22 protein-coding genes, 1 tRNA gene and 1 riboswitch are annotated in these 23279 nt (G+C 63.3%); of the genes, 10 read left to right on the forward strand and 13 right to left on the reverse strand.

Annotated elements, in window-relative coordinates; all coding sequences use genetic code 11:
- Position 1: 1 nt before the first annotated feature.
- Both AC1RUK_RS23845 and AC1RUK_RS23850 read right to left on the reverse strand, forming a co-directional pair.
- A complete protein-coding gene (locus AC1RUK_RS23845; protein ID WP_006204546.1) occupies positions 2 to 265 on the reverse strand; it encodes a DUF6460 domain-containing protein in 264 nt (87 codons plus the stop codon).
- Positions 266 to 378: 113 nt separating this feature from the next.
- Positions 379 to 1182: a glycosyltransferase family 32 protein gene (locus AC1RUK_RS23850; protein ID WP_481838681.1), complete on the reverse strand. Its 804-nt coding sequence runs from the start codon at positions 1180 to 1182 to the stop codon at positions 379 to 381.
- Positions 1183 to 1574: 392 nt separating this feature from the next.
- Between AC1RUK_RS23850 and AC1RUK_RS23855 the strand changes: the two genes are divergently transcribed.
- Positions 1575 to 1648, forward strand: a tRNA-Gly gene (locus AC1RUK_RS23855).
- 4 nt (positions 1649 to 1652) lie between these two features.
- Here the strand turns inward: AC1RUK_RS23855 and AC1RUK_RS23860 are convergent.
- Positions 1653 to 2642: a LysR family transcriptional regulator gene (locus tag AC1RUK_RS23860; protein ID WP_436170769.1), complete on the reverse strand. Its 990-nt coding sequence runs from the start codon at positions 2640 to 2642 to the stop codon at positions 1653 to 1655.
- 295 nt (positions 2643 to 2937) lie between these two features.
- Between AC1RUK_RS23860 and chvE the strand changes: the two genes are divergently transcribed.
- From chvE to AC1RUK_RS23885, 5 genes are all read left to right on the forward strand, one after another.
- Entirely contained in the window at positions 2938 to 4005 is a 1068-nt protein-coding gene (gene chvE / locus AC1RUK_RS23865) for a multiple monosaccharide ABC transporter substrate-binding protein (protein WP_481840126.1), read from the forward strand.
- Between the two features lie 100 nt (positions 4006 to 4105).
- Positions 4106 to 5638, forward strand: coding sequence for a multiple monosaccharide ABC transporter ATP-binding protein (gene mmsA / locus AC1RUK_RS23870; protein WP_481838679.1), 1533 nt, complete (start codon positions 4106 to 4108; stop codon positions 5636 to 5638).
- A complete protein-coding gene (gene mmsB / locus AC1RUK_RS23875) occupies positions 5635 to 6927 on the forward strand; it encodes a multiple monosaccharide ABC transporter permease (protein ID WP_436170766.1) in 1293 nt (430 codons plus the stop codon). Before mmsA ends, mmsB begins: the two co-directional genes overlap by 4 nt.
- Before the next feature lie 201 nt (positions 6928 to 7128).
- On the forward strand, positions 7129 to 8121 hold the full coding sequence (gene araD1, locus AC1RUK_RS23880; RefSeq protein ID WP_481838678.1) for an AraD1 family protein: 993 nt from the start codon (positions 7129 to 7131) through the stop codon (positions 8119 to 8121).
- A 146-nt stretch (positions 8122 to 8267) separates the two neighbouring features.
- Complete coding sequence (locus tag AC1RUK_RS23885) at positions 8268 to 8603, forward strand: hypothetical protein (protein ID WP_481838677.1); 336 nt, start codon at positions 8268 to 8270, stop codon at positions 8601 to 8603.
- Positions 8604 to 8621: 18 nt separating this feature from the next.
- Here AC1RUK_RS23885 and AC1RUK_RS23890 read toward each other — a convergent pair whose 3' ends face one another.
- Both AC1RUK_RS23890 and AC1RUK_RS23895 read right to left on the reverse strand, forming a co-directional pair.
- Positions 8622 to 9395, reverse strand: coding sequence for an ABC transporter substrate-binding protein (locus AC1RUK_RS23890; protein WP_436170764.1), 774 nt, complete (start codon positions 9393 to 9395; stop codon positions 8622 to 8624).
- Positions 9396 to 9491: 96 nt separating this feature from the next.
- The gene (locus AC1RUK_RS23895) at positions 9492 to 10586 is read right to left on the reverse strand and encodes a 2'-deoxycytidine 5'-triphosphate deaminase (RefSeq protein ID WP_481838676.1); all 1095 of its coding nucleotides are present in this window, start codon (positions 10584 to 10586) and stop codon (positions 9492 to 9494) included.
- A 142-nt stretch (positions 10587 to 10728) separates the two neighbouring features.
- Positions 10729 to 10806: riboswitch (SAM riboswitch) on the forward strand.
- Between the two features lie 55 nt (positions 10807 to 10861).
- On the opposite strand from AC1RUK_RS23895, the gene AC1RUK_RS23900 reads away from it, so the two are divergent.
- Complete coding sequence (locus AC1RUK_RS23900) at positions 10862 to 12049, forward strand: O-succinylhomoserine sulfhydrylase (RefSeq protein WP_481838675.1); 1188 nt, start codon at positions 10862 to 10864, stop codon at positions 12047 to 12049.
- Between the two features lie 39 nt (positions 12050 to 12088).
- Here the strand turns inward: AC1RUK_RS23900 and AC1RUK_RS23905 are convergent, their stop codons facing one another.
- Positions 12089 to 13237: a ceramide glucosyltransferase gene (locus AC1RUK_RS23905; protein WP_481838674.1), complete on the reverse strand. Its 1149-nt coding sequence runs from the start codon at positions 13235 to 13237 to the stop codon at positions 12089 to 12091.
- 229 nt (positions 13238 to 13466) lie between these two features.
- Between AC1RUK_RS23905 and apaG the strand changes: the two genes are divergently transcribed.
- Complete coding sequence (gene apaG, locus AC1RUK_RS23910) at positions 13467 to 13859, forward strand: Co2+/Mg2+ efflux protein ApaG (RefSeq protein WP_481838673.1); 393 nt, start codon at positions 13467 to 13469, stop codon at positions 13857 to 13859.
- A gap of 145 nt (positions 13860 to 14004) precedes the next feature.
- Here apaG and AC1RUK_RS23915 read toward each other — a convergent pair whose 3' ends face one another.
- The 3 genes from AC1RUK_RS23915 to AC1RUK_RS23925 form a co-directional block, all read right to left on the reverse strand.
- Positions 14005 to 15039, reverse strand: a complete 1035-nt coding sequence (locus AC1RUK_RS23915; protein WP_481838672.1) for an Hsp33 family molecular chaperone — start codon at positions 15037 to 15039, stop codon at positions 14005 to 14007.
- 78 nt (positions 15040 to 15117) lie between these two features.
- Positions 15118 to 16029, reverse strand: a complete 912-nt coding sequence (argF, locus tag AC1RUK_RS23920) for an ornithine carbamoyltransferase (protein WP_481838671.1) — start codon at positions 16027 to 16029, stop codon at positions 15118 to 15120.
- A 17-nt stretch (positions 16030 to 16046) separates the two neighbouring features.
- Positions 16047 to 17246, reverse strand: a complete 1200-nt coding sequence (locus AC1RUK_RS23925; protein WP_481838670.1) for an aspartate aminotransferase family protein — start codon at positions 17244 to 17246, stop codon at positions 16047 to 16049.
- A gap of 358 nt (positions 17247 to 17604) precedes the next feature.
- Here AC1RUK_RS23925 and AC1RUK_RS23930 point away from each other — a divergent pair, with 358 nt between their 5' ends.
- Positions 17605 to 18123, forward strand: coding sequence for a GcrA family cell cycle regulator (locus tag AC1RUK_RS23930; RefSeq protein ID WP_481838669.1), 519 nt, complete (start codon positions 17605 to 17607; stop codon positions 18121 to 18123).
- An 89-nt stretch (positions 18124 to 18212) separates the two neighbouring features.
- On the opposite strand, the gene AC1RUK_RS23935 is transcribed toward AC1RUK_RS23930, so the two are convergent.
- The 3 genes from AC1RUK_RS23935 to AC1RUK_RS23945 form a co-directional block, all read right to left on the reverse strand.
- The gene (locus tag AC1RUK_RS23935; RefSeq protein WP_481838668.1) at positions 18213 to 19220 is read right to left on the reverse strand and encodes a magnesium and cobalt transport protein CorA; all 1008 of its coding nucleotides are present in this window, start codon (positions 19218 to 19220) and stop codon (positions 18213 to 18215) included.
- A 91-nt stretch (positions 19221 to 19311) separates the two neighbouring features.
- On the reverse strand, positions 19312 to 20037 hold the full coding sequence (gene phoU, locus AC1RUK_RS23940) for a phosphate signaling complex protein PhoU (RefSeq protein ID WP_481838667.1): 726 nt from the start codon (positions 20035 to 20037) through the stop codon (positions 19312 to 19314).
- 128 nt (positions 20038 to 20165) lie between these two features.
- Entirely contained in the window at positions 20166 to 21431 is a 1266-nt protein-coding gene (locus AC1RUK_RS23945; RefSeq protein ID WP_481838666.1) for an ATP-binding protein, read from the reverse strand.
- Positions 21432 to 21530: 99 nt separating this feature from the next.
- On the opposite strand from AC1RUK_RS23945, the gene ppk2 reads away from it, so the two are divergent.
- Positions 21531 to 22436 (forward strand): polyphosphate kinase 2, encoded by a 906-nt coding sequence (gene ppk2 / locus AC1RUK_RS23950; protein WP_481838665.1) that lies wholly within the window; start codon positions 21531 to 21533, stop codon positions 22434 to 22436.
- 93 nt (positions 22437 to 22529) lie between these two features.
- Here the strand turns inward: ppk2 and AC1RUK_RS23955 are convergent, their stop codons facing one another.
- Entirely contained in the window at positions 22530 to 23279 is a 750-nt protein-coding gene (locus tag AC1RUK_RS23955) for an enoyl-CoA hydratase-related protein (protein ID WP_436170751.1), read from the reverse strand.

A 23279-nucleotide genomic window follows, 5' to 3' on the forward strand; every position in this document is an offset into this window, starting at 1 on the left:
GCTATTTGCGGTAGTTGGCGATCCTGATCAGGATAAAGGCCGGCACGACGATCGCCGCACCCAGCAGGATATAACCGAGGAAGCGATCGATGGCGTGGAAGCCAAGGTTCCACAGGTCGACGAAGAATTTGCGGATGCCGTAGAAAACATCCATCGGCGACCAGCCGAAGGCGTTCATGACCAGGCCGACGAGGAACGACACCACCAGCAGTTTGATCAGCACCCTGAGCGGCGAGTCTCCGAGAAAGCGCGTCAATGCCGACAAGGTCTGTCTCCCGATTGAGGTGCCCGGATTCGGGGCTGCGGTGCAGAAATACGCATTTGCCGATCCGGCATCAAGCTGCATGGCCTATGGCGCGCCGATTACACGCAAGGACATCAGGTGCTGCCTTCAAGCGACAGGCCGCAGCGGTCGAGCATCTGGCCCAAGGGAGAGCTCGCCGGAATCGGGCGCCCTTTCATCCATTTCTTCAGTATCTGGTCGAACAAATGGATGCAGAGTGTGCGCGGCGTGCCGATATCGGCGAGGGAAAGACCGGGATCGAGGAACATCGTGACCTGGGTATGGAGGACGGGATAGAAGACGTCGATCGGCGCCGCGTGATGCATGACGCCTGCCGCCTTGGCGAGATGGGTGATCGCCTTCGGTCCCAATTGGCCCCAGTCATAGCGGGAAATATGTATCGGCAGGCCTATTGCCTTGCGCGACCGGTACCACAAGCGCTTCTCGCGGCTCAGCCACGGCGCGATGTAATAGGGATCCTCGGTCATCTTCAGCGCCTCGAGCAGCGTCATGCTGCCGACAGGCAATTTCAGCACGGCGTTGTTGATCTCGCTGTTTGTCTGGTAGCCGAAGATGTAATCCTGCATGGGTATCGGCCTGAGGCAGAACATGTCGCAATCGACGTACACCCCCATGCCGGCCTCGAGGATCTTCAGCCGGTAGAGATTGGCAAACAGCGCCGGGCTTCCGTTCGACCTGTAGTACACGATGCGCTCCCTGGGCATCAGCCTGGAAGCGTCGACCGTTTCCACGCCTGGCGGCACGTTGCCCGGAACATCATAGCAGTGAAGCAGCACGCGGTGTCCCGCCAGCACGAAGGAGCGCAGACAGGCGGCGTGCACGTTGCCCAGCGAGGAGCCTATCCACAGGGAATTGACGACAGGCTCGACGGACGTCATTGCGGCGTCCCGGTTTTGAAATCGAGCCGTCCCCGGCCTATCCGGCTGAACGGCCGGGCGCCCCGGGTGAGGGCTGGCGCGACGCCGGGATAGATCGCCGTCTCGCACGGACGGGTGTCGGAATGGAACCAGACAATCCGCAAAAGCAATGCCCCCGATGGCCCGCGCATCGCTGACGCCGGCGAGCCCGCCCAGATATCTTGCCCGGTCGAGACCGGAACCCCGCTATGTCTCTACGCCATCTAGCATGAGCTGAGCAACGGCTGTGCCGACGCGTCGGGATCTACGCGCTGAGAAGGTGATCTTCGGCGGCCAGCGACGCGCAGCGGCATCCAGACAAGGTGCTTTGACGATTGCCCGAGGCCCTGCCATCATGGTAACGAGGGTGCCGCGCGGGTATGATGTAATGGTAGCTTGTCAGCTTCCCAAGCTGAACGCGAGGGTTCGATTCCCTCTACCCGCTCCAGCCGTCACCCAACTTCCCGCAGAATGAAATCGTGCAGCATCTTGGCTGCCGGCGACAGCACGCGGTTCTTGACCGTGATCAGGCTGTAAGGCCTGACCTCGATGTCGAACTCGGTCTGGACGACGTCGATGGCGCCGGCCAACCCCTCCGGGCTCTGGATGAATTTCGCCACCTGGATCGACACCGGCGCGATGGCGTCGGACTGGGCGACCATGACCAGGGTGAGCAACAGCGAACTGGTGTTGAGGATACGGTCCGGGAGCGCGATGTTGCGGTTCAGGAAATTGCTTTCCATCGCCTGGCGCAGCGGCGAGCCGCCCGACTGGAAGACCCAGTCATAGGCGGCGGTGTCCTCCAGCCGCACCGCCTTGCCCATGCTCAGCGGATGGCCGCGGCGCACGATCAGGCAGGCCTTTTCGACGCCGATGACGCGCGATTCGAACAGCCGCGGATTGAGGTCGTCGGGGATGCGGGCGATGATGAAATCATGGCGCGTGGCGATCAGCTCGCGCGCCAGCACGTTGGAGGTCTCGACCTGCATGGTGATCTCGATTCGCGGATAGATGCGGCGGATCTCGCGGATCGCCGGCACCGCCAGCTCGATCGCCGGCGCCGTCACCGCGCCGAGGAACACCGAACCGCCCTTGCCCGCCTTGAGCTCGGATATCTCGCGGTCGGCCTCGCGCATCTCAAGCAGGATCGAGCGCGCGCGCCTGGCCAGCGCCTTGCCGTAGGGCGTCAGCGTGATGCCGCGCGGCAGCCTTTCGCAAAGCTTGACGTCGAGCACCGCCTCCATCTCGGCGATCATGCGCGAGGCGGCGGGCTGCGAGATGTTCATCACCTGCGCGGCCGCACTCACCCGGCCGTGATCGTCGAGCGCTGCGATCATGCGCATATGGCGCAGGCTCAGGCCGCTGCGCAGAAGGGTTTCGCCGTCGCCCGGCAGCTCGTCGTAACTACCGGAAATTCCAGAAGGATTCCGCAATGCCGCCATGATTGTCGCCTGTTCCCGTCGAAGGATCGATCTGTTTTCAATCACATATCAGTTTCGGTATAGCAATCATCAAAGATCGCATTTGACAGTTATGTCAAAGGGACACACCCTTCGCGCGTCCTGGGGCGTGCCAGTCGATGACGAGGAAAATCGTATCGATTGAAAATCAGCGTCCCGGGGCCGATTGGGAGGATACCGGAGATCGATAGACGACAGCAGCGCGGTTGCGCTTCTGCTCGACTGCGCGGCCCGCGAAGCCCCGAGGTGTCGCGTCCATCAACCAGGGAGAGTTACTGTGAAAATCATCAAGACACTGGCCGCCGTGGCGGCCCTTGGCATCGCGGCCATGGCGCTGCCTGCGCATGCAGGCGAAGGCCTGGTCGGCGTGCTGATGCCGACCAAGACCTCGCAGCGCTGGATCAATGACGGCGATGCCGTGAAGTCCCAGCTCGAGGCTCTCGGCTACACCGTCGACCTGCAATACGCGCAGGACGACATTCCGAACCAGCTCAGCCAGCTGGAAAACGAAATCACCAAGGGCCCGAAGGCGCTGATCATTGCCTCGATCGACGGCACCACGCTGTCGGACGCGCTGCAGAAGGCCGCTGACGCGGGCGTCGTCGTCGTCGCCTATGACCGCCTGATCAAGAAGACCGCCAATGTCGACTACTACACCACCTTCGACAATTTTGGCGTCGGCGTGATTCAGGCCAATTCCCTGGTCAAGGGCCTCAAGGAGCGCTTCCCGAACACCAAGCCGTGGAACGTCGAACTGTTCGGCGGCTCGCCCGACGACAACAATGCGTTCTTCTTCTACAATGGTGCGATATCCGTCCTGCAGCCGCTGATCGACGACGGCTCGATCAAGATCAAGTCCGGCCAGACCGGCATGGACAAGGTCGGCACACTGCGCTGGCTCGCCGCCACCGCCCAGGCGCGCATGGACAATCTGCTCTCCGCAAACTACTCGGACGGCAGCCGCGTCGATGGCGTTCTGTCGCCCTATGACGGCCTGTCGCGCGGCATCACCGCTTCGCTGCGCGCCGTCGGCTACGGCACGGACGCTCAGCCTTGGCCGATCGTGACCGGCCAGGACGCCGAGACCGCCTCGGTCAAGCTGATCATCTCGGGCGAGCAGTACTCGACCGTGTTCAAGGACACCCGCGAACTGGCCAAGGCGACCGTGCAGCTGGTCGACAAGGTGCTCTCTGGCGGCAAGCCTGACGGCCTCGACGAAAAGACCTACAACAACGACGTCAAGGTCGTTCCCTCGATCCTGCTGACGCCGCATGACGTCGACAAGTCGAACTACCAGGCGCTGGTCGTCAACTCCGGCTACATCAAGGCCGACGAACTGAAGTAATCTCAGTTGTAAAGACAGGGGTCCTGCGCAACGCAGGGCCCCTTTTCGTTAACCAGCGAGCCCGGTATTGTTTGGCGGCCTCGAAGGAGCCTAATTCCTGATGACCTCGACGATTTTGGAGATGCGCGACATCACCAAGACGTTTCCCGGCGTGAAGGCGCTGTCGAACGTAAACCTCCGTGTCGAGGAAGGCGAGATCCATGCCGTGGTCGGTGAGAACGGCGCCGGCAAATCGACGCTGATGAAGGTGCTGTCGGGCGTCTATGCATCCGGCACCTATGAGGGCGCGATCGTCTACCGCGGCGAGGAATGCCATTTCAAAGGCATCCACGACAGCGAACACAAGGGCATCGTCATCATCCACCAGGAACTTGCGCTGGTGCCGATGCTGTCGATCACCGAAAACATTTTCCTTGGCAACGAGCACGCCAAGTTCGGCATCATCGACTGGAATGCCAACGAGACGCGCACCAGCGCCCTGCTGAAGAAAGTGGGCCTCAAGGAGGACCCCAAGACGCTGATCACCAATATCGGCGTCGGCAAGCAGCAATTGGTCGAGATCGCCAAGGCGCTGAGCAAGGAAGTGAAGCTGCTGATCCTCGACGAGCCGACGGCGAGCTTGTCCGAAAAGGACAGCCAGGCGCTGCTCGACCTCTTGCTCGAATTCAAGCGGCAGGGCATGACCTCGATCCTGATCTCGCACAAGCTCAACGAAGTGAACCGGGTCGCCGACAAGGTCACGGTCATCCGAGACGGGCGCACGATCGAGACGCTTGCCAAGAAGGATATCAGCGAGGACCGCATCATCACCTCGATGGTCGGCCGCTCGCTCGACGACCGTTATCCCCCGCGCGAGCCCAAGATCGGCGAGACCGTGCTGCAGGTGAAGAACTGGTCGGTCTATCACCCGATCCATGCCGAGCGGCAGGTGATCAAGGGCATCGATATCAACGTCCGCAAGGGCGAGGTGGTGGGCATTGCCGGGCTGATGGGCGCCGGACGCACCGAATTTGCGATGAGCCTGTTCGGCCGCTCCTACGGCCGCCGCATCACCGGCGAGGTGATGCTCAAGGGCAAGGCGATCGACGTCTCCTCGGTGAGCAAGGCGGTTGAACACGGCATTGCCTATGTCACCGAGGACCGCAAGACCTACGGCCTCAACCTGATCGACCACATCAAACACAACATCACGCTGGCCAATCTCAGCGGCGTGTCGCGTCATAGCGTGATCGACGACATGCGCGAACTGGCCGTCGCCAACGACTACAAGGCCAAGACCAACATCCGCTCGTCCAGCGTCTACCAGATGACGGGCAATCTGTCGGGTGGCAACCAGCAGAAGGTGGTGCTGTCGAAGTGGCTGTTCGCCAATCCGGAGGTGCTGATCCTCGATGAGCCGACGCGCGGCATCGACGTCGGCGCCAAGTATGAAATCTACACCATCATCGCGCGTCTCGCCTCCGAGGGTAAGGCGATCATCGTCATCTCGTCGGAGATGCCCGAACTGCTGGGCATCACCGACCGCATCTACGTCATGAACGAAGGGCGCATCGTAGGCGAAATGGCGGCAAGCGACGCAAGCCAGGAAAAGATCATGCGCGCCATCGTTCGGGGAGAAGGAAAAGCATCATGAGCACCGAAAGCGCTCCCGCGCCGAAAAGCGGCGTCGCCGAAGACGTGCCACAGGGGCCGCGTGTTGCCGTCTCTGCGCTAATCACCAATTTGCGCGAGTACGGCCTGATCCTGGCGCTGATCGCCATCATGGTGTTCTTCCAGTTCACCACGTCCGGAACGCTGTTCAAGCCGGTGAACCTGAGCAACCTGGTCCAGCAGAACTCTTTCATCATCGTGATGGCGCTGGGGATGCTGCTGGTGATCGTCTCCGGCCATATCGACCTCAGCGTCGGCTCCGTCGCCGGCTTCATCGGCGCGCTGGCGGCGATGATGATGGTCATCTGGCCGCTCGGCCCCTTAAGCAATCCGCTGGTGGTGTCGATTGTCTGCCTGATCATCGGCGGCCTGATCGGCGCGGGGCAAGGCTACTGGATCGCCTATCACCGAATACCGAGCTTCATCGTCACGCTGGCGGGCATGCTGATCTTCCGCGGCATCTGCCAGGCGCTGCTCGGTGGCGGATCGTCCGTCGGGCCGCTTCCGGTTGGCTTCAAGGCGCTCAGCTCCGGCTTCATTCCGGACTTGATCGGCCCCTTGGTGCTGATCCCGCCGACGGTGAACGCCGCCGGCAAGACCATCGTCGGCAGCGGCCTGACGCTGCACATGACGACGATCGTGCTGGGCCTGATCGCCGTGCTTGCCTATGCCTATTTCGGGCTCAAGGCACGGCGTACGCGCGAAGCACATGGCTATGAAGCCGAGCCCTTCACGCTGTTTGTCATCAAGACCCTGGTGACCAGCGCGCTGGCGCTGTTCCTTGTCTACCAGTTCGCCAGCTACAGGGGCCTGCCGATCGTTCTCATGGTGATGGGCGTGCTGATCGCGCTGTTCGTCTTCGTCACCAAACGCATGACGATCGGCCGCCGCATCTATGCAATGGGCGGCAATGCCAAGGCGGCGCAGCTGTCGGGCATCAAGACCGAACGGCTGACGCTGATGGTGTTCGTCAATATGGGCGTGCTGTCGGCGCTTGGCGGCCTGATCATCGCGGCGCGGCTCGGACAAGCGGTTCCGGCTGCTGGCCTCGGCAGCGAGCTCGACGTCATCGCCGCGGTGTTCATCGGTGGCGCTTCGGCCATGGGCGGCGTCGGCCAGGTCATCGGCGCGGTGGTCGGCGGCTTCATCATGGGCGTCATGAACAACGGCATGTCGATCATGGGCGTCAATGTCGACTGGCAGCAGGTCGTGAAAGGCCTGGTGCTGCTCGGCGCCGTGGTCTTCGACGTCTACAACAAGAACAAGGGTTAAGGGCGAGGCAACCAGGAAGGCATACGGGTCACATCGCGGCCGTCGGCAACCCGCCGATGCAGAGAAGTCCCCCGAGGGACCAGGCCTGCGAGCGCAATCCGGACGAAGAATTTCACCCGTGGCGCGGATTGGTTCCGAGCCGCGCTGGTCAGGGTTTGCCATGCAGGCGGCCGGGCCAAGGCACCAGAGAGAGGGTACATCATGCTGATCTCCCAGATCCTCGACGACGCCGAGACGATCCGCGTCGTTGCCCGCAACGGCGGCAAGACCCGGATCATCAACGGCGCCCGCAGCGTCTATTCGCTGGCCATGGAGGCCGCGCGCACAGGCACCGGGCTCGCCGCGCTGATCGAGCGCAAGGGTTTTGGTGAGGCCGTCGATCTCGACGCCGCCTACAAGAAGGGACGGGTGCTGTCGCCGATCAATCATCCGGATCCGGCGCACCTCCACCTCACCGGCACCGGATTGACGCATCTCGGCTCGGCGGCGACGCGCGATTCCATGCACAAGAAGCTCAATTCGGATGGCGAGGAGCAGCTCACCGATTCCATGAAGATGTTCCGCATGGGGTTGGAGGGCGGCAAGCCGGCGAAGGGCCAGACCGGCGTGCAGCCGGAATGGTTCTACAAGGGCAACGGCACCATGGCGGTGGCGCCGGGCGCGGCACTGATGTCGCCCGCCTTCGCGCAGGATGCCGGCGAGGAGCCGGAGATCGCCGGCATCTATGTCATCGGCGACGACGGCGCGCCGTTCCGCGTCGGCTTCACGCTGTCGAACGAGTTTTCAGACCATGTCACCGAGCGCGTGAACTACCTGTTCCTGGCGCATTCCAAGCTGCGCAATGCCTCGTTCGGGCCGGAGATCCTGATCGGCGATCTGCCCTCCGACGTCAGGGGCTCATCGCGCATCGTTCGCGACGGCAAGCTGCTTTGGGAAAAACCGTTCCTGTCGGGCGAGGCGAACATGTCGCACACCATCGCCAATCTCGAGCACCACCATTTCAAATACTCTGCCTTCCGCCAGCCCGGCGATGTGCATGTGCACATGTTCGGCACGGCGACGCTGTCCTTCGCCGACGGCATCAGGACCGAAGCCGGCGATGTTTTCGAGATCGAAGCCGGGGATTTCGGCCTGCCGCTGCGCAACCGGCTCGAAATCGAAAAGCCGGTGAAGGTGGCGGTGAAGGCGCTGTGAGGAACGGGGCCAGAGTTGAGGATCGGTCAATGGGCAATTTGCGACTTGGCATTGCATCCGTAGGCCTGGCGGTCCTCCTCGCCCATACGTCATCAGTGGCTCATAGTGCGGGACAATGCAGCGCAAAGTCCTACCACGAAGTGCGCATGGCGATGACGAACAGGCTTCTCGCCACGGGATATTCGAGAGCGCAGGTCGGGTTCCTGATGCGCAATGCGGATCGGATGACCACCGACCTTCGCAGCGACAGGTTGAACGACAATGCCAAGCCCTGCGGTATCGATTCCGCCAGGGCTCATGTGCTCGGTTGTGTGGACAAGCAGCTGTTCCCCCTGACGTCGGGATCAAGTGCCTCGCTTGACGAGGAGAAGCGGACCACTGCCTTCTGGGGTAGGAAACGCTTGGCCGTACGCGAATTGCTCTTTATCGGCCAATTTCATGGTTGTCTGGGCGCCGCGAAAGAGCATCTCTTTCGCGGCTGACCCGGACGGACGTGAACCTCAATAAATATCGAAGTCGAAATACTTGGCCTGGATCTTCTTGTAGGTGCCGTCGGCGACGATGGCGTCTATGGCCGCGTTGAGCTTGTCGCGCAGTGCGGTGTCGTCAAGGCGCACGGCGATGCCGGCTTCAGTCTCGGTGCCCTTGACGTCGCCGACCATCTTGCAGCAGCCGTCGCTCGCCTTCTTCATCCAGTCGACCAGCACGAACTTGTCCGAGATCACCGCGTCGAGGCGGCCGTTTTGCAGGTCGGTGATCGCCTCTTCCTGGGTCGGGTAGAGTTTGGCCTCGGCGCCGGCCTTGCCGTAGACGTCCTGGGCGAAATCGGCCTGGGTGGTCGATGCCTGGGCACCCACGGTCTTGCCGGCAAGGGCTGCCGGGTCGGTCGAGGTCAGCTCGCTGTCCTTCGGCGCGACCAGCGCAAGCGGCGTCGTATAGTATTTGTTGGTGAAGGCGACCTGCTTCTTGCGCTCCTCGGTGATGCTCATCGACGCGATAATGGCGTCGAATTTCTTGGCCTGCAGGGCGGGAATGATGCCGTCCCAGTCCTGGGTGACGATTTCGCATTCGACCTTCATCTGCGCGCACAACGCATCGGCGATGTCGATGTCGAAGCCGACGACCTTGCCGTCCGGAGTGATGGTGTTGAACGGTGGATAGGCGCCCTCGGTGCCGATCTTCAGTTTCTCCGCTGCCTGCACCGACATCGAACCGGCGCCGAGCGTCAGCATGGCAGCCGCGGCTGCCGACAGGATCCATCTCGAGATTTGCATGGTCTTCCCCTTTATTTCCGTCACCTTGACGGACCGAGGCACAGCCAAGCATGGCGCGCCCGGTCAGGCAAGCACGGTCTGGCGGCGGCGGAACGATCAGCGCGCGGCGCGGAAATGCTTGGACAGTTTCAGGCCCTGTGCCTGGTAGTTCGAGCCGAGATCGGTGCCGTAAAGCGCCTGCGGCCGTTTCAGCATGTGCTCGTAGACCAGCCGCCCGACGATCTGGCCGTGATCGAGGATGAAGGGCACTTCATGGCTGCGCACTTCGAGCACCGCCCGGCTGCCGGTGCCGCCGGCCGCCGAATGGCCGAAGCCCGGATCGAAGAAGCCGGCATAATGGACGCGGAATTCGCCGACCAGCGGGTCGAAGGGCGTCATCTCGGCGGCGTAGAGCGGCGGCACATGCACCGCCTCGCGGGACACCAGGATGTAGAACTCGTCCGGATCGAGCACCAGTTCGCCGGCGCCACTCTTGTAGAGCGGCTCCCAGAAATCGACGACATCCTGCGCGGCACGCTTGTCGACATCGATCAGGCCGGTGTGGTGCTTGCCGCGATAGCCTACCAGCCCGTCCTTATCGCCGTCGAGATCGATGGACAGCGCAATGCCGCCGCCGGAAATGTTGGGCGGCTCGGTGGCCACCAGCATCTCGGCATGGTGCAGGTCGCGCAATTCACCTTCCGACAGCAACGCGTTGCCGGTACGGAAACGGATTTGCGACAGCCGCGAGCCGGCGCGCACGACGATCGGGAAGGTGCGCGGGCTGACCTCGAGATAGAGTGGACCATGATAGCCGGCGGCGATCTTGTCGAACTCATGGCCGCGATCGGTCATCACGCGGGTGAAGATGTCGAGCCGCCCGGTCGAGCTCTTCGGGTTGGCCGAAGCGGAAATGTCGGCCGGCAAGGCCAGGCTTTCCAGCAGCGGCACGATGTAGACGCAGCCGGTTTCCAGCACGGCGCCCTCGGCGAGGCTGATCTCGTGCAGCTTCAGCCGCTCGAGCTTGTCGACGACCTGGTGATTGGGACCGGGCAGGAAGGAGGCGCGCACGCGCCAGGCCTTGTCGCCAAGCCTCAGATCGAGGCTGGCCGGCTGGATCTGGTCGGCGTCGAGAGCGCGCGGCGATTTCAGCGCGCCCGACTGGAAAAGCGCGGAAATGTCCTGATCGGGAAGAATGCCTGTCTGCCGCAAAGGCTGGCTCCGCTTCAAGGCCGGGCTTTTTTTCGCCGCAGGTTCCTGCCGCAAAATCGTCGAACACTTTTGCGGAACCTGCTTGGTACAAACCTCTTAATGAAGCCGGCAATTGACGCAAGCGCGGTGCGGGTCTAAAGGGTCGTTATCCCGTGGTGATTTGGCCGGTCGGCTTGCAGCCACGTTAAACAAGTCGCTAAAGGACCGTTGGCCGCAAGGCCGTATGGACCGGTTGCGACTTTCGCGGCCGGTTTTTTTGTGTTTGGGACAGAGCAATGACCAAGAAGCGCGACTGGAAACCTCAGACGGCACTCGTGCATGGCGGGACCTTGCGTTCCGGCTTCGGCGAGACCTCCGAGGCGATGTACCTCACCCAGGGCTATGTCTACGAGACGGCACAGGCGGCGGAAGCCCGCTTCAAGGGTGAGGAACCGGGCTTCATCTATTCGCGCTATGCCAATCCCACCGTCGACATGTTCGAAAAGCGCATGTGCGCGCTGGAAGGTGCGGAAGACGCGCGCGCCACGGCCTCCGGCATGGCGGCGGTGACGGCTGCCCTTCTGTGCAGCGCCAGGGCCGGCGACCATATCGTGGCGGCACGCGCGCTGTTCGGCTCCTGCCGCTGGGTGGTCGAGACGCTGGCGCCGAAATACGGCATCGAGGCAACGCTGGTCGACGGCACCGATATCGCCAACTGGGAAAAGGCGGTCAAGCCGAACACCAAGCTGTTCTTCCTCGAAAGCCCGACCAATCCGACGCTGGAAGTGGTCGACATCGCCGCCGTCGCTTCGCTTGCCAATTCGATCGGCGCCAGGCTGATCGTCGACAACGTCTTTGCCACGCCCTTGCAGCAGAAGCCCTTGCAGCTTGGCGCCCATATCGTCGTCTATTCGGCGACGAAGCATATTGACGGCCAGGGCCGCTGCCTCGGCGGTGTCATCCTGTCGGACAAGAAGTGGATCGACGAGAATTTGCACGACTATTTCCGCCACACCGGTCCCAGCCTGTCGCCGTTCAACGCCTGGACCCTGCTCAAGGGCCTGGAGACGCTGCCGCTGCGCGTGCGCCAGCAGACGGAAAGTGCCGGCAAGATCGCCGACTTCCTTGCCGAGCGCCCAGAAATCGCCCGCGTCATCTATCCGGGCCGCGCCGACCATCCGCAGGCCGATATCGTCAAGAAGCAGATGACGGGCGGCTCGACGCTGATCTGTCTCGACGTCAAGGGCGGCAAGCAGGCGGCCTTCGCCTTCCAGAACGCGCTCGACATCGTGCTGATCTCCAACAATCTCGGCGACGCCAAGAGCCTGATAACCCATCCGGCGACGACGACGCACAAGAACCTCAGCGACGAGGCGCGCGCCGAGCTCGGCATCGGCCCGGGCACGCTCAGGCTTTCGGTCGGACTTGAGGATGCGGACGATCTGCTCGCCGATGTCGAACAGGCGCTGAAATCCGCCAAATAAAGGGTCCAGACTGCGATTGGACAAACGCCTGAGCGTTGCTCAGGCGCCCTCTTCCAGCTCGGTCATAGCCTTGGTGCGGATGGTCATCGCATTGCCGCGCCAGTCGACCGAGCCGCCGAGCCAGCCGCGCGCCCAGATCGCCGGCAGCATCAGGTCACGCACCATCATCGCCGGAATGGTACGTGGCGACAGATACCAGCCCTTGGCCCAGGCCAACGCGCATTCCGGCGCATAGGCGAGCGCCAGAACGCAGAGCACGGTGAGCGGCAGACTGATGCCGGCGCCGGCCGCTGCGACCAGGGCCAGTGCCAGCGGCACGGCCACGCCGGTCAGGATTTCGGGGGCGAAGAACAACGGGAAGGTGACGCGGCGCAGGCGCGCCCAACGGGCCTGGCGCGACCATATGTCACCGAGACGGCGCTCCCCAAGCGGCTGCTCGAAGGGCGAAGCGACAAGATTGACGCGCAGCCCCAGCCCGTTGACCAGCTTGGTCGCGGCGGCGTCCTCGGCGATCTCGGCGGCAAGCGCGCGGATGCCGCCATTGGCGTCGAGCACAGGCTTCTTCCACAGCATGCTCTTGCCTTGGGCGAAGCCCAGGCCGACCGCCTCGCCTGTGTATTGCCAGCGCGCCTGTAGCGTGTTGAGGAAGACGCATTCGACCTCGGCCCAGAAGCCGTCCGGACGCGAGCCGATCGGCGTCGAGCAGACAAGGCCGGTGTCGGGCCGCCACGCCGCCATCAGGTGCTGGACATAGTCCCTCGGCATCAGCACGTTGGAATCGGCAAGGATGACCCAGTGGTGGCGCGCCGCTTCCCAACCCTTGACGCAATTGTTGAGCTTCGGATTGGCGCTAATGCGGTCGTCGCCGATCAGCAGCCGGGCCGGTATCTTCGGAAACCGGACGATCGCCCTGTTTATCAGCTTGACCACCGGATCGTCGGCATGGGCGACACAGAAGACGAGCTCGTAGCGCGGCCAGTCGAGCGAGAAGGCGCGCTGAAGCGTCTCCTCGGTGAACGGTTCGACGCCGCGGGAGGGGATGACGATCGACACCGGCGGCGCCTTGCCGGCTGGCCGCGCAAGGGTGCGCGGCCGCTTCAGCCTGAAGGCCGCAAGCAGGATGCTGGCGAGATTTGAAAGAATGAGGGCTGTCGAAAGCAGGGCGGCGGCGATGACGATCAGTTCCATCGAGATCTCGTCACTCCGGAAAGCCGGCCGGAAGAGGGCCGTTTTGAACAGGTCGACAGAGCGCCCGAGTCGCCCGGCACGGTCCGTGCACACCATCATTGTCATGTGTCACTTAAATGACATTGTTTGGCGGCAGGTGCGCACAAAGACGGAAGAGACAGGCGCCGCGCTCCGTTGACCTAGTCAAAGAGCGCGCCGAGACTTCCGCCGGGACTGTTTGGAGTAGCTCATGTACCGCGCCATTACGCGCAACATCGAAGTGCAGGTCAGGCCGTTCTATCTGGAGGATCGCTCCGATCCGTCGGAGAACCGCTATGTCTGGGGCTACCACGTCACCATCGACAACCAGTCGGACGAGTTCGTGCAGCTAATGTCGCGCTACTGGCACATCACCGATGGCAGCGGCCGGGTCGAGGAGGTGCGCGGCGCCGGCGTCGTCGGTGATCAGCCCGAACTCAACCCTGGCGACAGCTACCAATATACGTCCGGCTGCCCGCTCTCGACACCATCGGGCATCATGGTCGGCCACTACACGATGCGCAACAAGCGGGGCGAGACGTTCGACATCGCCATCCCCGCCTTCTCGCTCGATCTGCCGGGCACGCGCCGGACGGTGAACTGAGAACGGCGCCCCAGGTACCGAAAGGTATCGCTGCCCCTCATCCGCCTGCCGGCGTTCGTCGTTCGAAAAGCCAAGCAATTGGCTTTTCGTCCGCTGCGCGGACCACTCCTCACCTCCCCGTATAGCGACGGGGAGAAGGACTGTCTCACTGCGCCGCAGCGAATTCAGCCGGGTCGAAATCGTATTGCGTCGAGCAGAACTCGCAGGCGACATGGATGCCGCCATCCTCGGTGCTGTCCTTGATCTCCTGCGCCGAGAAGCCTTCGAGGATGCCGCGGATCTTCTCGCGCGAGCAGGAACACTGGTCGGCCACCGGCACGCCGCCGAAGACACGCACGCCATGCTCGTGGAACAGCCGGTAGAGCAGCCGCTCGGCGCCGACGGTCGGATCGATCAGCTCGGTCGGCTCGATGGTGCCGAGCAGGGCGAGAAGCTCCTGCCAGGAATTATCGACCGGGTCATGGACCTCGTCGCGCGGATCGCCGTCGCCACCGGAAATGTCCGGCACACGCATGCGCTCCGGCGATTGCGGCAGGAACTGCGCCAAGAGACCGCCGGCGCGCCACTGCTCGCGGGGACCACCTATGCCGGGCGTCACCAGCTTGGCAACCGAAAGCCTGAGATCGGTCGGGATCTGCTCCGACTGGCGGAAATAGGTGCGCGCGGCCTCTTCCAGCGTCTCGCCGTCGAGCTGAACGATGCCCTGGTAGCGCTGCGTATGCGCGCCCTGGTCGATGGTCAGCGCCAGCACGCCGTTGCCGAGCAGCGTCTGTTGCGAGATTTCGCCGGCAGCCGTCAGCGCCTCGAGCCGGTCGGGATCAAAGCGTGCATAGGCGCGCAATGCGGATGGCGTCGTAAAATCCGCCACCAGCATGTCGACGGGCCCGTCGGTGCGGGTCTGCAGGATGAACTTGCCCTCGAATTTGAGCGAGGTGCCAAGCAGCACCGTCAGCACGCAGGCCTCCGCCAGCAGGCGGGCGACCGGTTCGGGATACTCGTGGCGGCCAAGGATAGCGTCGAGCATCGGTCCTAGCTGGACGGTGCGGCCGCGCACGTCGAGCGGGGCGACCTCGAACGGCACGACGTGATCGTCGCCAGCATAGCCGAATTCGCCGAGTTGAGGGTGATGTTCAGTCACTTGACGGGTTTCCAACATGACAAAGCTCCGGCGCGCGGCCATGCGGCCCGGAGGGGCACATGCACCGAAACGCGCTCAATTTGCGTGATGGCCCGCAGATAGGCATCACACCTCCGGAGATCAAGCGCCCAGGCACCAGGCCAAAACCGCCTTCTGGGCGTGCAGCCGGTTCTCGGCTTCGTCGAACACCACCGAATGCGGCCCGTCGATCACCTCGTCGGTGACCTCCTCGCCGCGATGCGCGGGCAGGCAATGCATGAACAGCGCGTCGGGCTTCGCCTTGGCCATCAGCGCCGCATTGACCTGATAGGGCAGGAAGACGTTGTGGCCGCGGGCACGATGCTCCTGGCCCATCGACACCCAGCAGTCGGTGACGATGCAATCGGCCTGATGGACGGCCTCCTCGGGCGAGCGGGTGAAGCTCAGCTTGCCGCCATTGGCCTTCGACCAGTCGACATGCTTCTCGTCCGGCTCGCTGCCTTCCGGCACCGCGACATTGAGGTTGAAGCGGAAGCGCGCCGAGGCTTCGAGCAGCGAATGCAAGACATTGTTGCCGTCGCCGGTCCAGGCGATGGTCTTGCCAGCCACCGGACCGCGATGCTCCTCGAAGGTCATGATGTCGGCCATCAGCTGGCAGGGATGGGTGTCGTCAGTCAGCCCGTTGATGACCGGAACGGTGGCGTTATCGGTCAGTTCGAGCAGCCGCTCATGCGATGTGGTGCGGATCATGATGGCGTCGACATAGCGCGACAGCACCTTGGCGGTGTCGGCGATGGTCTCGGAGCGGCCAAGCTGCATCTCTGTGCCGGTGAGCATGATGGTTTCGCCGCCAAGCTGGCGCATGCCGACGTCGAAGGATACCCGCGTGCGCGTCGACGGCTTGTCGAAGATCATCGCCAGCACCTTGCCCTCGAGCGGCTTGGTCCGCTCGCCGGCCTTGAGCCTGGCCTTTCGCACCACCGCATCGTCCAGCATGAAGCGCAGGTCGCCTTCGGAAACGGCGGACAGATCGGTGAAATGGCGAACGCTCATCGGGAATGGTTCCAGGATTACTTCGCGGCGGCCGCGGCGATGGCATCGGCCAGGCCCTTGGCGCCGGCGCGGATGCGGTCGAGCGCCTCGCTGATCTCGGCGTCGGTAACGGTGAGCGGCGGCAGCAGGCGGATGACGTTGTCGCCGGCCGGCACCGCCAGGAAATGCTGGTCGCGCAGCGCCATGTTGACCTTGGTGTTGGGCATCACGCATTTCAGGCCGAGCATCAGGCCGGTTCCCCGGATACCCTCGATGACGTCGGGGAATTCGTCGGCGACGCCGGCCAGCCCCTGTTTCAGCAGCAGCGCCTTGCGCTGGACATCCTCGAGGAAGCCGTCTTCCAGCACCACGTCGAGCACCGCGTTGCCGACCGCCATCGCCAGCGGATTGCCGCCGAAGGTGGTGCCATGAACGCCGGCGGTCATGCCGACCGCGGCTTCGTCGGTGGCGAGGCAGGCGCCCAACGGGAAACCGCCGCCAATGCCCTTGGCGATCGCCATGATGTCGGGCGTCACGCCCGTCCATTCATGCGCGAACAGCTTTCCGGTGCGGCCAACGCCGCACTGGACTTCGTCGAAGATCAGCAGCAGGCCGTGCTGGTCGCAAAGCTGCCGCAGCCGCTTCAGGGATTGCGTCGGCACCGGGCGGATGCCGCCCTCTCCCTGCACCGGCTCGATCAGGATGGCGGCCGTTTCCGGCGTGATCGCCTTTTCCGCCGCGTCGATGTCGTCGAACCCGACCTGGTCGAAACCTTCGACCTTGGGGCCGAAGCCTTCGAGGTATTTGTACTGGCCGCCCGCGGCGATGGTCGCCAGCGTGCGGCCGTGGAAGGCGCCTTCGAAGGTGATGACACGGAAGCGTTCGGGATGACCCTTGACGAACTGGTAGCGCCGCGCCGTCTTGATGGCGCATTCCAGCGCCTCGGCGCCGGAATTGGTGAAGAACACCTTGTCGGCGAAAGTGGCGTCCGCCAGCCGTTCACCCAGCCGCCTCTGCTCCGGAATCTCATAGAGATTGGAGACGTGCCACAGCTTGCCCGCCTGTTCGGTGAGCGCGGCGACCAGATGCGGATGATTGTGGCCGAGCGAATTGACCGCGATGCCGCCGGCAAAATCGAGATATCGCTCGCCCTTGTCGGTGACCAGCCAAGTCCCCTCCCCGTGGTCGAAGGCCAGGGGTGCGCGAGCAAAGGTCTCGTAAAGCGCCGAACCGCTCATTATATGCGTCTCCGGTACCGGAAAATCAAAAAAGCCGCCAAAGCGGCGGCCTTCGCGGCTTATCGTGTTTTTCGGCCATGAAGTCAACGAAAACGTCGCGCATAGGCGCGCGGCACGCCCTCCGACAGGACGCCGGCTCATCAGCGACCGGGCAAGTTGGGGAAAACCGGAAAAACTGATTCGTGTTGCCTTTGGGACTCTTGTCACAGAGTCGGCGCATGAGGTATTTGTAGTCGAGAAATAACTAGATTTCGTGCGGCGGACCCAATCACCCGGTATATGTGGTGTTGTCTGCCCGGCGAGAGCCGGGACGGGAAAGGATTCCGATCGCCGCACGCTTCAGCAGGAGCGCGGTCTCATGAACTGGACTGACGAGCGGGTAGAACTTCTCAGGAAACTGTGGTCGGAGGGGCTGAGCGCCAGCCAGATTGCCGCGCAGCTCGGAGGGGTCAGCCGCAATGCGGTCATCGGCAAGGTGCATCGCCTGAAACTGTCGGGCCGCGGACGCGCGACAGCCAGCCCGGCGCGCCAGAAGAAGGCCGTGCAGGGCTCGTCCATCCAGAAGTCGGTGTCGCGCGCCGCGAGCACGCAGCGCCACGTCACCACTTCGATCGGCGCAAACGCGCTGCAGGCGCAGTTCGACGCCGAACCGGTGGTGCGCCATTATATCCGCCCGGTCGAGAACGTCGTCGTGCCGATCTCGCGGCACCTGCAGCTGGTCGAGTTGACCGAGCGCACCTGCAAATGGCCGAATGGCGACCCGCTTTCGGAAGACTTCAACTTCTGCGGCAACGATGCCGCCGAAACCGGGCCCTACTGCAAGTATCACGCAAGGGTGGCGTTCCAGCCGGCGTCGGAGCGGCGGCGGAGTCGCTGAGCGGCGTGAGTAGTGAGTAGTGAGTAGTGAGGAATAGGCGGCGAGCGCCGCTGCCACCAATCACTACTGACTACTCGCTACTCACTCCTTCACAGCCATCCATTCTTGCGAAATCGCCAGTACAGGAACGAGCAGATCAGCGCGATCGTGGCCAGCACGACCGGATAGCCGTATTCCATCCTCAGTTCCGGCATGTCGTTGAAATTCATGCCATAGATGCCGGCGAGCGCCGTCGGCACCGCCAGGATGGCAGCCCACGAGGCGAGCTTCTTGGTGTTCGCCGTTTCCTGACTCTGGCCGACCAGGAGGCTGGCCTCGAAGGCAAAGGCAAGCACCTCGCGCAGGCTGTCGATCTTCTCCTGGACAGTGCGGATATGATCGGTGACGTCGCGAAATAGCGGGTGCATGGCGGCATGGATCTGCGGTAACTCGGCGCTGGTCAGCCGGCGGCAGACCTCCACCAGGGGGAGTGCCGCATTGCGCAGGCGCAACAGATCGCGGCGCAGCATATAGAGCCGCTCGATGTCGGGGCCGGTCATTGGCTTCAGCAGCACCTTGTCCTCGATCGCCTCGACTTCGTCCTCGATCTGCTCGAGCACCGGCATGTAGTTGTCGACGATGAAGTCGAGAATGGCATAGAGGACGAAATCCTCGCCCTTGGCCAATGAATGCGGGCAGCTTTCCCAGTGCTGGCGAACGGCGGCATAGGACGTCGAAGGGCCGTGCCTGACGCTAACGATGTAGCCGGCGCCGACGAACAGATGCGTCTCGCCGAAGGTGACGCGACCGTCGATCAGCTGGGCGGTGCGTGCGACGATGAACAGGGCATCGCCATATTGCTCGATCTTCGGCCGCTGGTGCGGATGTTCGGCATCCTCGATCGCCAGCTCATGCAAATGGAACTGCGCCTGGACGCGCAGCAAAAGGTTGCGGTCCGGCTCCAGCAGCCCGATCCAGACGACGTGGCCCGGCTTGGCTGCCCATTCGCCGGCCTCCTCGATCGGAATGTCGGCGATGCGTCGGCCGGCGGTATAAACACTGGAAGCGATGATGCCCGATGTCGGCGGGGCCGGTGTCAGGTTCCGAACGTTTTCCATCGCTACCTCCTCAAGGCCTGGCCTCGGGTCAGGATCAGGTACGTTCGGGGAAGCTTAGCCTAAATTAGCCGGGGGTTCGAGGGGCGGCTATTCACTTCGCCGGCTGCATGCCGGGAAGGACGACCTTGTCCGTCTTGTCGCCCTTTGGCCGCTCGGCCGGCATCTGGTCGCCGGTGACGATGTAGTAGATGGTCTCGGCGATGTTGGTGGCGTGGTCGCCGATGCGCTCGATGTTCTTGGCGCAGAACAGCAGGTGCGTGCAGGGCGTGATGTTGCGCGGATCTTCCATCATGTAGGTCAGGAGTTCGCGAAACAGCGAGGTGTACATGGCGTCGATCTGGTCGTCGCGGTCGCGCACGAAGCCGATCTTCTCGACCGAGCGCGAGGCATAGACGTCGAGCACTTCCTTGAGCTGCGTCAACGCCAAATTGGCCAGGGCCTCGAGACCGCGGAACAGGCTGGTCGGTTGGCGCCCGTCGGTGACGGCCGCCACCCGCTTGGCGACGTTCTTGCCGAGGTCGCCGACGCGCTCGATGTCGGCCGAGATGCGGATCGCGCCGACGATCTCGCGCAAATCCGTCGCCATCGGCTGACGCTTGGCGATGATGACGATCGCCTTGTCGTCGATCTCGCGCTGCCCTTCATCGAGGACGATATCGTCGTGGATGACCTTCTGGGCGAGACCGGGATCGGCATTGACAAGGGCAGTGATCGCCTGCTCGACCATGCGCTCGGCATGCCCACCCATCGCAGCGATCCGCTTCGACAGGTATTTCAGCTCTTCGTCATAGGCGCTGACAATATGCACGGACTGCATGGACGAAATGCCTTCCCCGAATCTTCTGGCCCGGAATCTACTGGCCCGAGTCGTTTCCTCGAATCCCGTGCTGATACGCGAGCCGGATGACAGAAAGAAGAAACGGCCAGTTAGTAAATAGTACAGCCTTAGCGCGCCGGCAAATGAACCGAGAACGCAGCGCCCTTGCCGACTTCCGACTTGATCGAGAGCCTGGCGTTGTGGCGCGTCAGGATGTGCTTGACGATGGACAGGCCGAGGCCGGTGCCTTTCTGGGTGCGGCTGTTCTCGACGTCGACGCGGTAGAAGCGCTCGGTGATGCGCGGGATATGCTCTTCGGGAATGCCGGGACCGTAGTCCCTGATGGTCACGTCGATGCCGGCTTCGGGGCCGGTCTCGGTGCGGGCGATCGAGACCGTCACACGTCCACCCGATTGGCCGTATTTGCAGGCGTTTTCCAACAGGTTCTCGAAGACCTGAAAGAGCTCGTCCCGGTCACCCGGCACGTCGAGCGGCCCCTCGACGAAATCGCGTTCGATGACGACGCCGGTTTCCCGGGCAAGCGGTCCAAGCGAGTCGATGACGCTGTCGATTGTCTGGCGCAGATCGACCTCGGTCCCCGGCTTCAGATAGGGCTTCATCTCCAGCCGCGACAATGACAGGAGGTCGTCGATCAGGCGCGCCATGCGGCCGGTCTGGTTCTGCATGATCTGCAGGAACTGGTCGCGCGCCGCCGGATCGCCACGGGCCGGTCCTCTCAGCGTTTCGATGAAGCCGGATATCGAGGCAAGCGGGGTGCGCAGTTCGTGGCTGGCATTGGCGATGAAGTCGGCGCGCATCCTGTCGATCCGGCGCGCCTCGCTCTGGTCCTTGAACACCAGCACGTAGAGATCGGTGGCATGGCCGACCGAGGAAGCGCTGACCCGGTAGGCGCGCTCGACCGGCAGCTTTTCGGTGTAGTCGACAACATCCGAAGCGACTTTTCCCGACAGCAGATCATCCAGCAAGGCCTGCATTTCGGGGGCGCGGAACTTCAGCGACAGCGACATGCCCGGCGCGATGCCGCCGAAGGCGGCGAAAGCGGCCGCATTGGCGTGAACGATGGTGGCGGTGCGGTCGAAGATGATCAGCGGGTCGGCAACGGCCGCGGCGAGATATTCGCCGGAAAGCCGCTGCAGCCCGCTCGCCTCGATCGCCGCCGCATCCTCGGCGGAGTGACGCGTGGCACCGGACGGCAACAGCGCCGCCGCAAGCAGCAGCGCCAAGGCGGCCAGCACGACATAGGCGGACATGCCGGCAAAGCCATAGACGGCGAGCACCGCGACGATGCCGGCGGCCAGCAGCCAGCGGCTGTTCCACAGCCGAGCCGCGACAGCTTGCGCCCTGGTTTGCCGCTCTGCGCCGATGTCAGCCATTCGCGCGTCCCATGCCCTTGCTCCGGCTGGAAAACTTCCGCTGGACCGGATTTGAGGCTCCCAATAGCATGAGTCCGCAAGCTGGAAAGGTTCGTCTCGATGAAAAAACCCAAGGAAAGTCCCGCCGCAGCGCCCGCATCGGGCCCGCTGAAGATCAGGATCGACGGCAAGGAGCGGGAGTTCGACATCGAGAACCCCGTGCTTCCCGACTGGATCGAGGACAACAAGCTGACCGCGGGCGGCTATCCCTACGACAAGAAGATGAAGAGCGACGAGTATGACGAGACGCTCGAGCGGCTGCAGATCGAGCTGGTCAAGGCGCAGGCCTGGCTGCAGGCGACCGGCAAGCGAGTGATGGCACTGTTCGAAGGGCGCGACGCCGCCGGCAAGGGCGGCACGATCTTCGTGCTGCGCCAGTACATGAACCCGCGCACCGCGCGCAACGTGGCGCTGACCAAGCCGACGCCGACCGAGGTTGGACAATGGTACTACCAGCGCTATGTCGCCCATTTCCCGACGGCGGGAGAGTTCGTCACCTTCGACCGCTCCTGGTACAACCGCGGCGGTGTCGAGCCGGTCATGGGCTTCTGCACCCCAGAGCAGCACGAGAAATTCCTCGACGAGACACCGCATTTCGAGCGGATGATCTGCAATGAGGGCATCCATTTCTTCAAATTCTGGCTGAACATCGGCCGGGAGACACAGCTCGAACGGTTCCACGACCGTCGCTATAGCCCCCTGAAAAACTGGAAGTTCTCGCCGATCGATATCGCCGGCATCGGCAAATGGGACGATTACACCAAGGCGCGCGACCTCATGGTCGAGCGCACGCACAAGGAATTCGCGCCCTGGATCATCGTGCGGGCCAACGACAAGCGGCGTGCGCGGCTGGCCGTCATCCGCCGCATCCTGCTATCGCTGCCCTATGACGGTCGCGATCTCGATGTTGTCGGCAAGGAAGACAAGAAGATCATCGGCGAAGGGCCAGCATTCCTGGAAAAATGACTGGCCTGGAAAAATAGCGGGTCTGGAAACACGCCGAGCCTTCCTCCGGATCGGCCCATTTCGCCGACGATCAACTTACCGGCCAGGCTGCTTTTACGCGGCCAGCCGGGCAATCCGCTGCAGCCGCTTCAGGGTGGTGTCATCCTGCAACGCCTGCTGGAACAGCGATATTTCCTGATCGATACGGTCGCACAGCGCGTTGGTGTCGCCCTTGAGCAGGCCGCGCGTCTGCAACAATGCTGCAACCGGCTTCTTGGCGAGCTGCCTTGCCCGGCCGAGAGCCGCTTCCTCGGCAGCGCCGTCCGCCACGATCTCGCCGACCAGGCCGAGTGCCTTGGCATCTTCGGCATGAAGCGTGTCGCCCAGGCAGAAGAAGCGGAAGGCGCCGGCATAGCCGAGCTTCTGAGGTGCCAGGATGCTGGTTGCCGCGTCCGGCACCAGGCCGAAATCGACAAAGGGTACCCGGAACGTGCTGCCACGTGAAGCGATCACCATGTCGCAATGGAACAGGATGGTGCAGCCGACGCCGACGGCATCGCCGTCCACGCAGGCAAGCACCGGTTTGGGAAAGGTCGCCAGCGTGCGGAACATGTCGGTGACGGCGGCGATCAGCTGCTGATGCTTGGTGGCGTCGAGGAATTCGGAAAAGTCGCCGCCGAGGCAGAAGCAGCCTGCCAGGCCGCGCAGCACCACGACGCGGACGTCATCGTCGACGGCGGCTTCGTGGAAGGTCTTGGCGAGGCTCGCATAGGCGCGCCTGTCGAGTACGGGCCGGCCGTCGTCCGAGGAAACCGTGACGATCAGCGCGTGGCCACGCAATTCGGGTTGCGGGTGGGTATTCAT

Source organism: Mesorhizobium monacense (assembly GCF_056781675.1).

Bases quoted from the DNA above. Each gene is read 5' to 3' on its own strand.
- AC1RUK_RS23900 (WP_481838675.1), top strand. From the start codon at position 10,862: ATGACCAAGAAGCGCGACTGGAAACCTCAGACGGCACTCGTGCATGGC.
- AC1RUK_RS23925 (WP_481838670.1), bottom strand. From the start codon at position 17,246: ATGAGCGGTTCGGCGCTTTACGAGACCTTTGCTCGCGCACCCCTGGCC.
- AC1RUK_RS23905 (WP_481838674.1), bottom strand. From the start codon at position 13,237: ATGGAACTGATCGTCATCGCCGCCGCCCTGCTTTCGACAGCCCTCATT.
- AC1RUK_RS23890 (WP_436170764.1), bottom strand. From the start codon at position 9,395: ATGCAAATCTCGAGATGGATCCTGTCGGCAGCCGCGGCTGCCATGCTG.
- mmsB (WP_436170766.1), top strand. From the start codon at position 5,635: ATGAGCACCGAAAGCGCTCCCGCGCCGAAAAGCGGCGTCGCCGAAGAC.
- AC1RUK_RS23885 (WP_481838677.1), top strand. From the start codon at position 8,268: ATGGCGATGACGAACAGGCTTCTCGCCACGGGATATTCGAGAGCGCAG.
- AC1RUK_RS23935 (WP_481838668.1), bottom strand. From the start codon at position 19,220: ATGGAAAACGTTCGGAACCTGACACCGGCCCCGCCGACATCGGGCATC.
- AC1RUK_RS23930 (WP_481838669.1), top strand. From the start codon at position 17,605: ATGAACTGGACTGACGAGCGGGTAGAACTTCTCAGGAAACTGTGGTCG.
- AC1RUK_RS23850 (WP_481838681.1), bottom strand. From the start codon at position 1,182: ATGACGTCCGTCGAGCCTGTCGTCAATTCCCTGTGGATAGGCTCCTCG.
- phoU (WP_481838667.1), bottom strand. From the start codon at position 20,037: ATGCAGTCCGTGCATATTGTCAGCGCCTATGACGAAGAGCTGAAATAC.
- ppk2 (WP_481838665.1), top strand. From the start codon at position 21,531: ATGAAAAAACCCAAGGAAAGTCCCGCCGCAGCGCCCGCATCGGGCCCG.
- AC1RUK_RS23860 (WP_436170769.1), bottom strand. From the start codon at position 2,642: ATGGCGGCATTGCGGAATCCTTCTGGAATTTCCGGTAGTTACGACGAG.
- AC1RUK_RS23945 (WP_481838666.1), bottom strand. From the start codon at position 21,431: ATGGCTGACATCGGCGCAGAGCGGCAAACCAGGGCGCAAGCTGTCGCG.
- mmsA (WP_481838679.1), top strand. From the start codon at position 4,106: ATGACCTCGACGATTTTGGAGATGCGCGACATCACCAAGACGTTTCCC.
- argF (WP_481838671.1), bottom strand. From the start codon at position 16,029: ATGAGCGTTCGCCATTTCACCGATCTGTCCGCCGTTTCCGAAGGCGAC.
- AC1RUK_RS23955 (WP_436170751.1), bottom strand. From the start codon at position 23,279: ATGAATACCCACCCGCAACCCGAATTGCGTGGCCACGCGCTGATCGTC.
- AC1RUK_RS23915 (WP_481838672.1), bottom strand. From the start codon at position 15,039: ATGGCCGCGCGCCGGAGCTTTGTCATGTTGGAAACCCGTCAAGTGACT.
- araD1 (WP_481838678.1), top strand. From the start codon at position 7,129: ATGCTGATCTCCCAGATCCTCGACGACGCCGAGACGATCCGCGTCGTT.
- apaG (WP_481838673.1), top strand. From the start codon at position 13,467: ATGTACCGCGCCATTACGCGCAACATCGAAGTGCAGGTCAGGCCGTTC.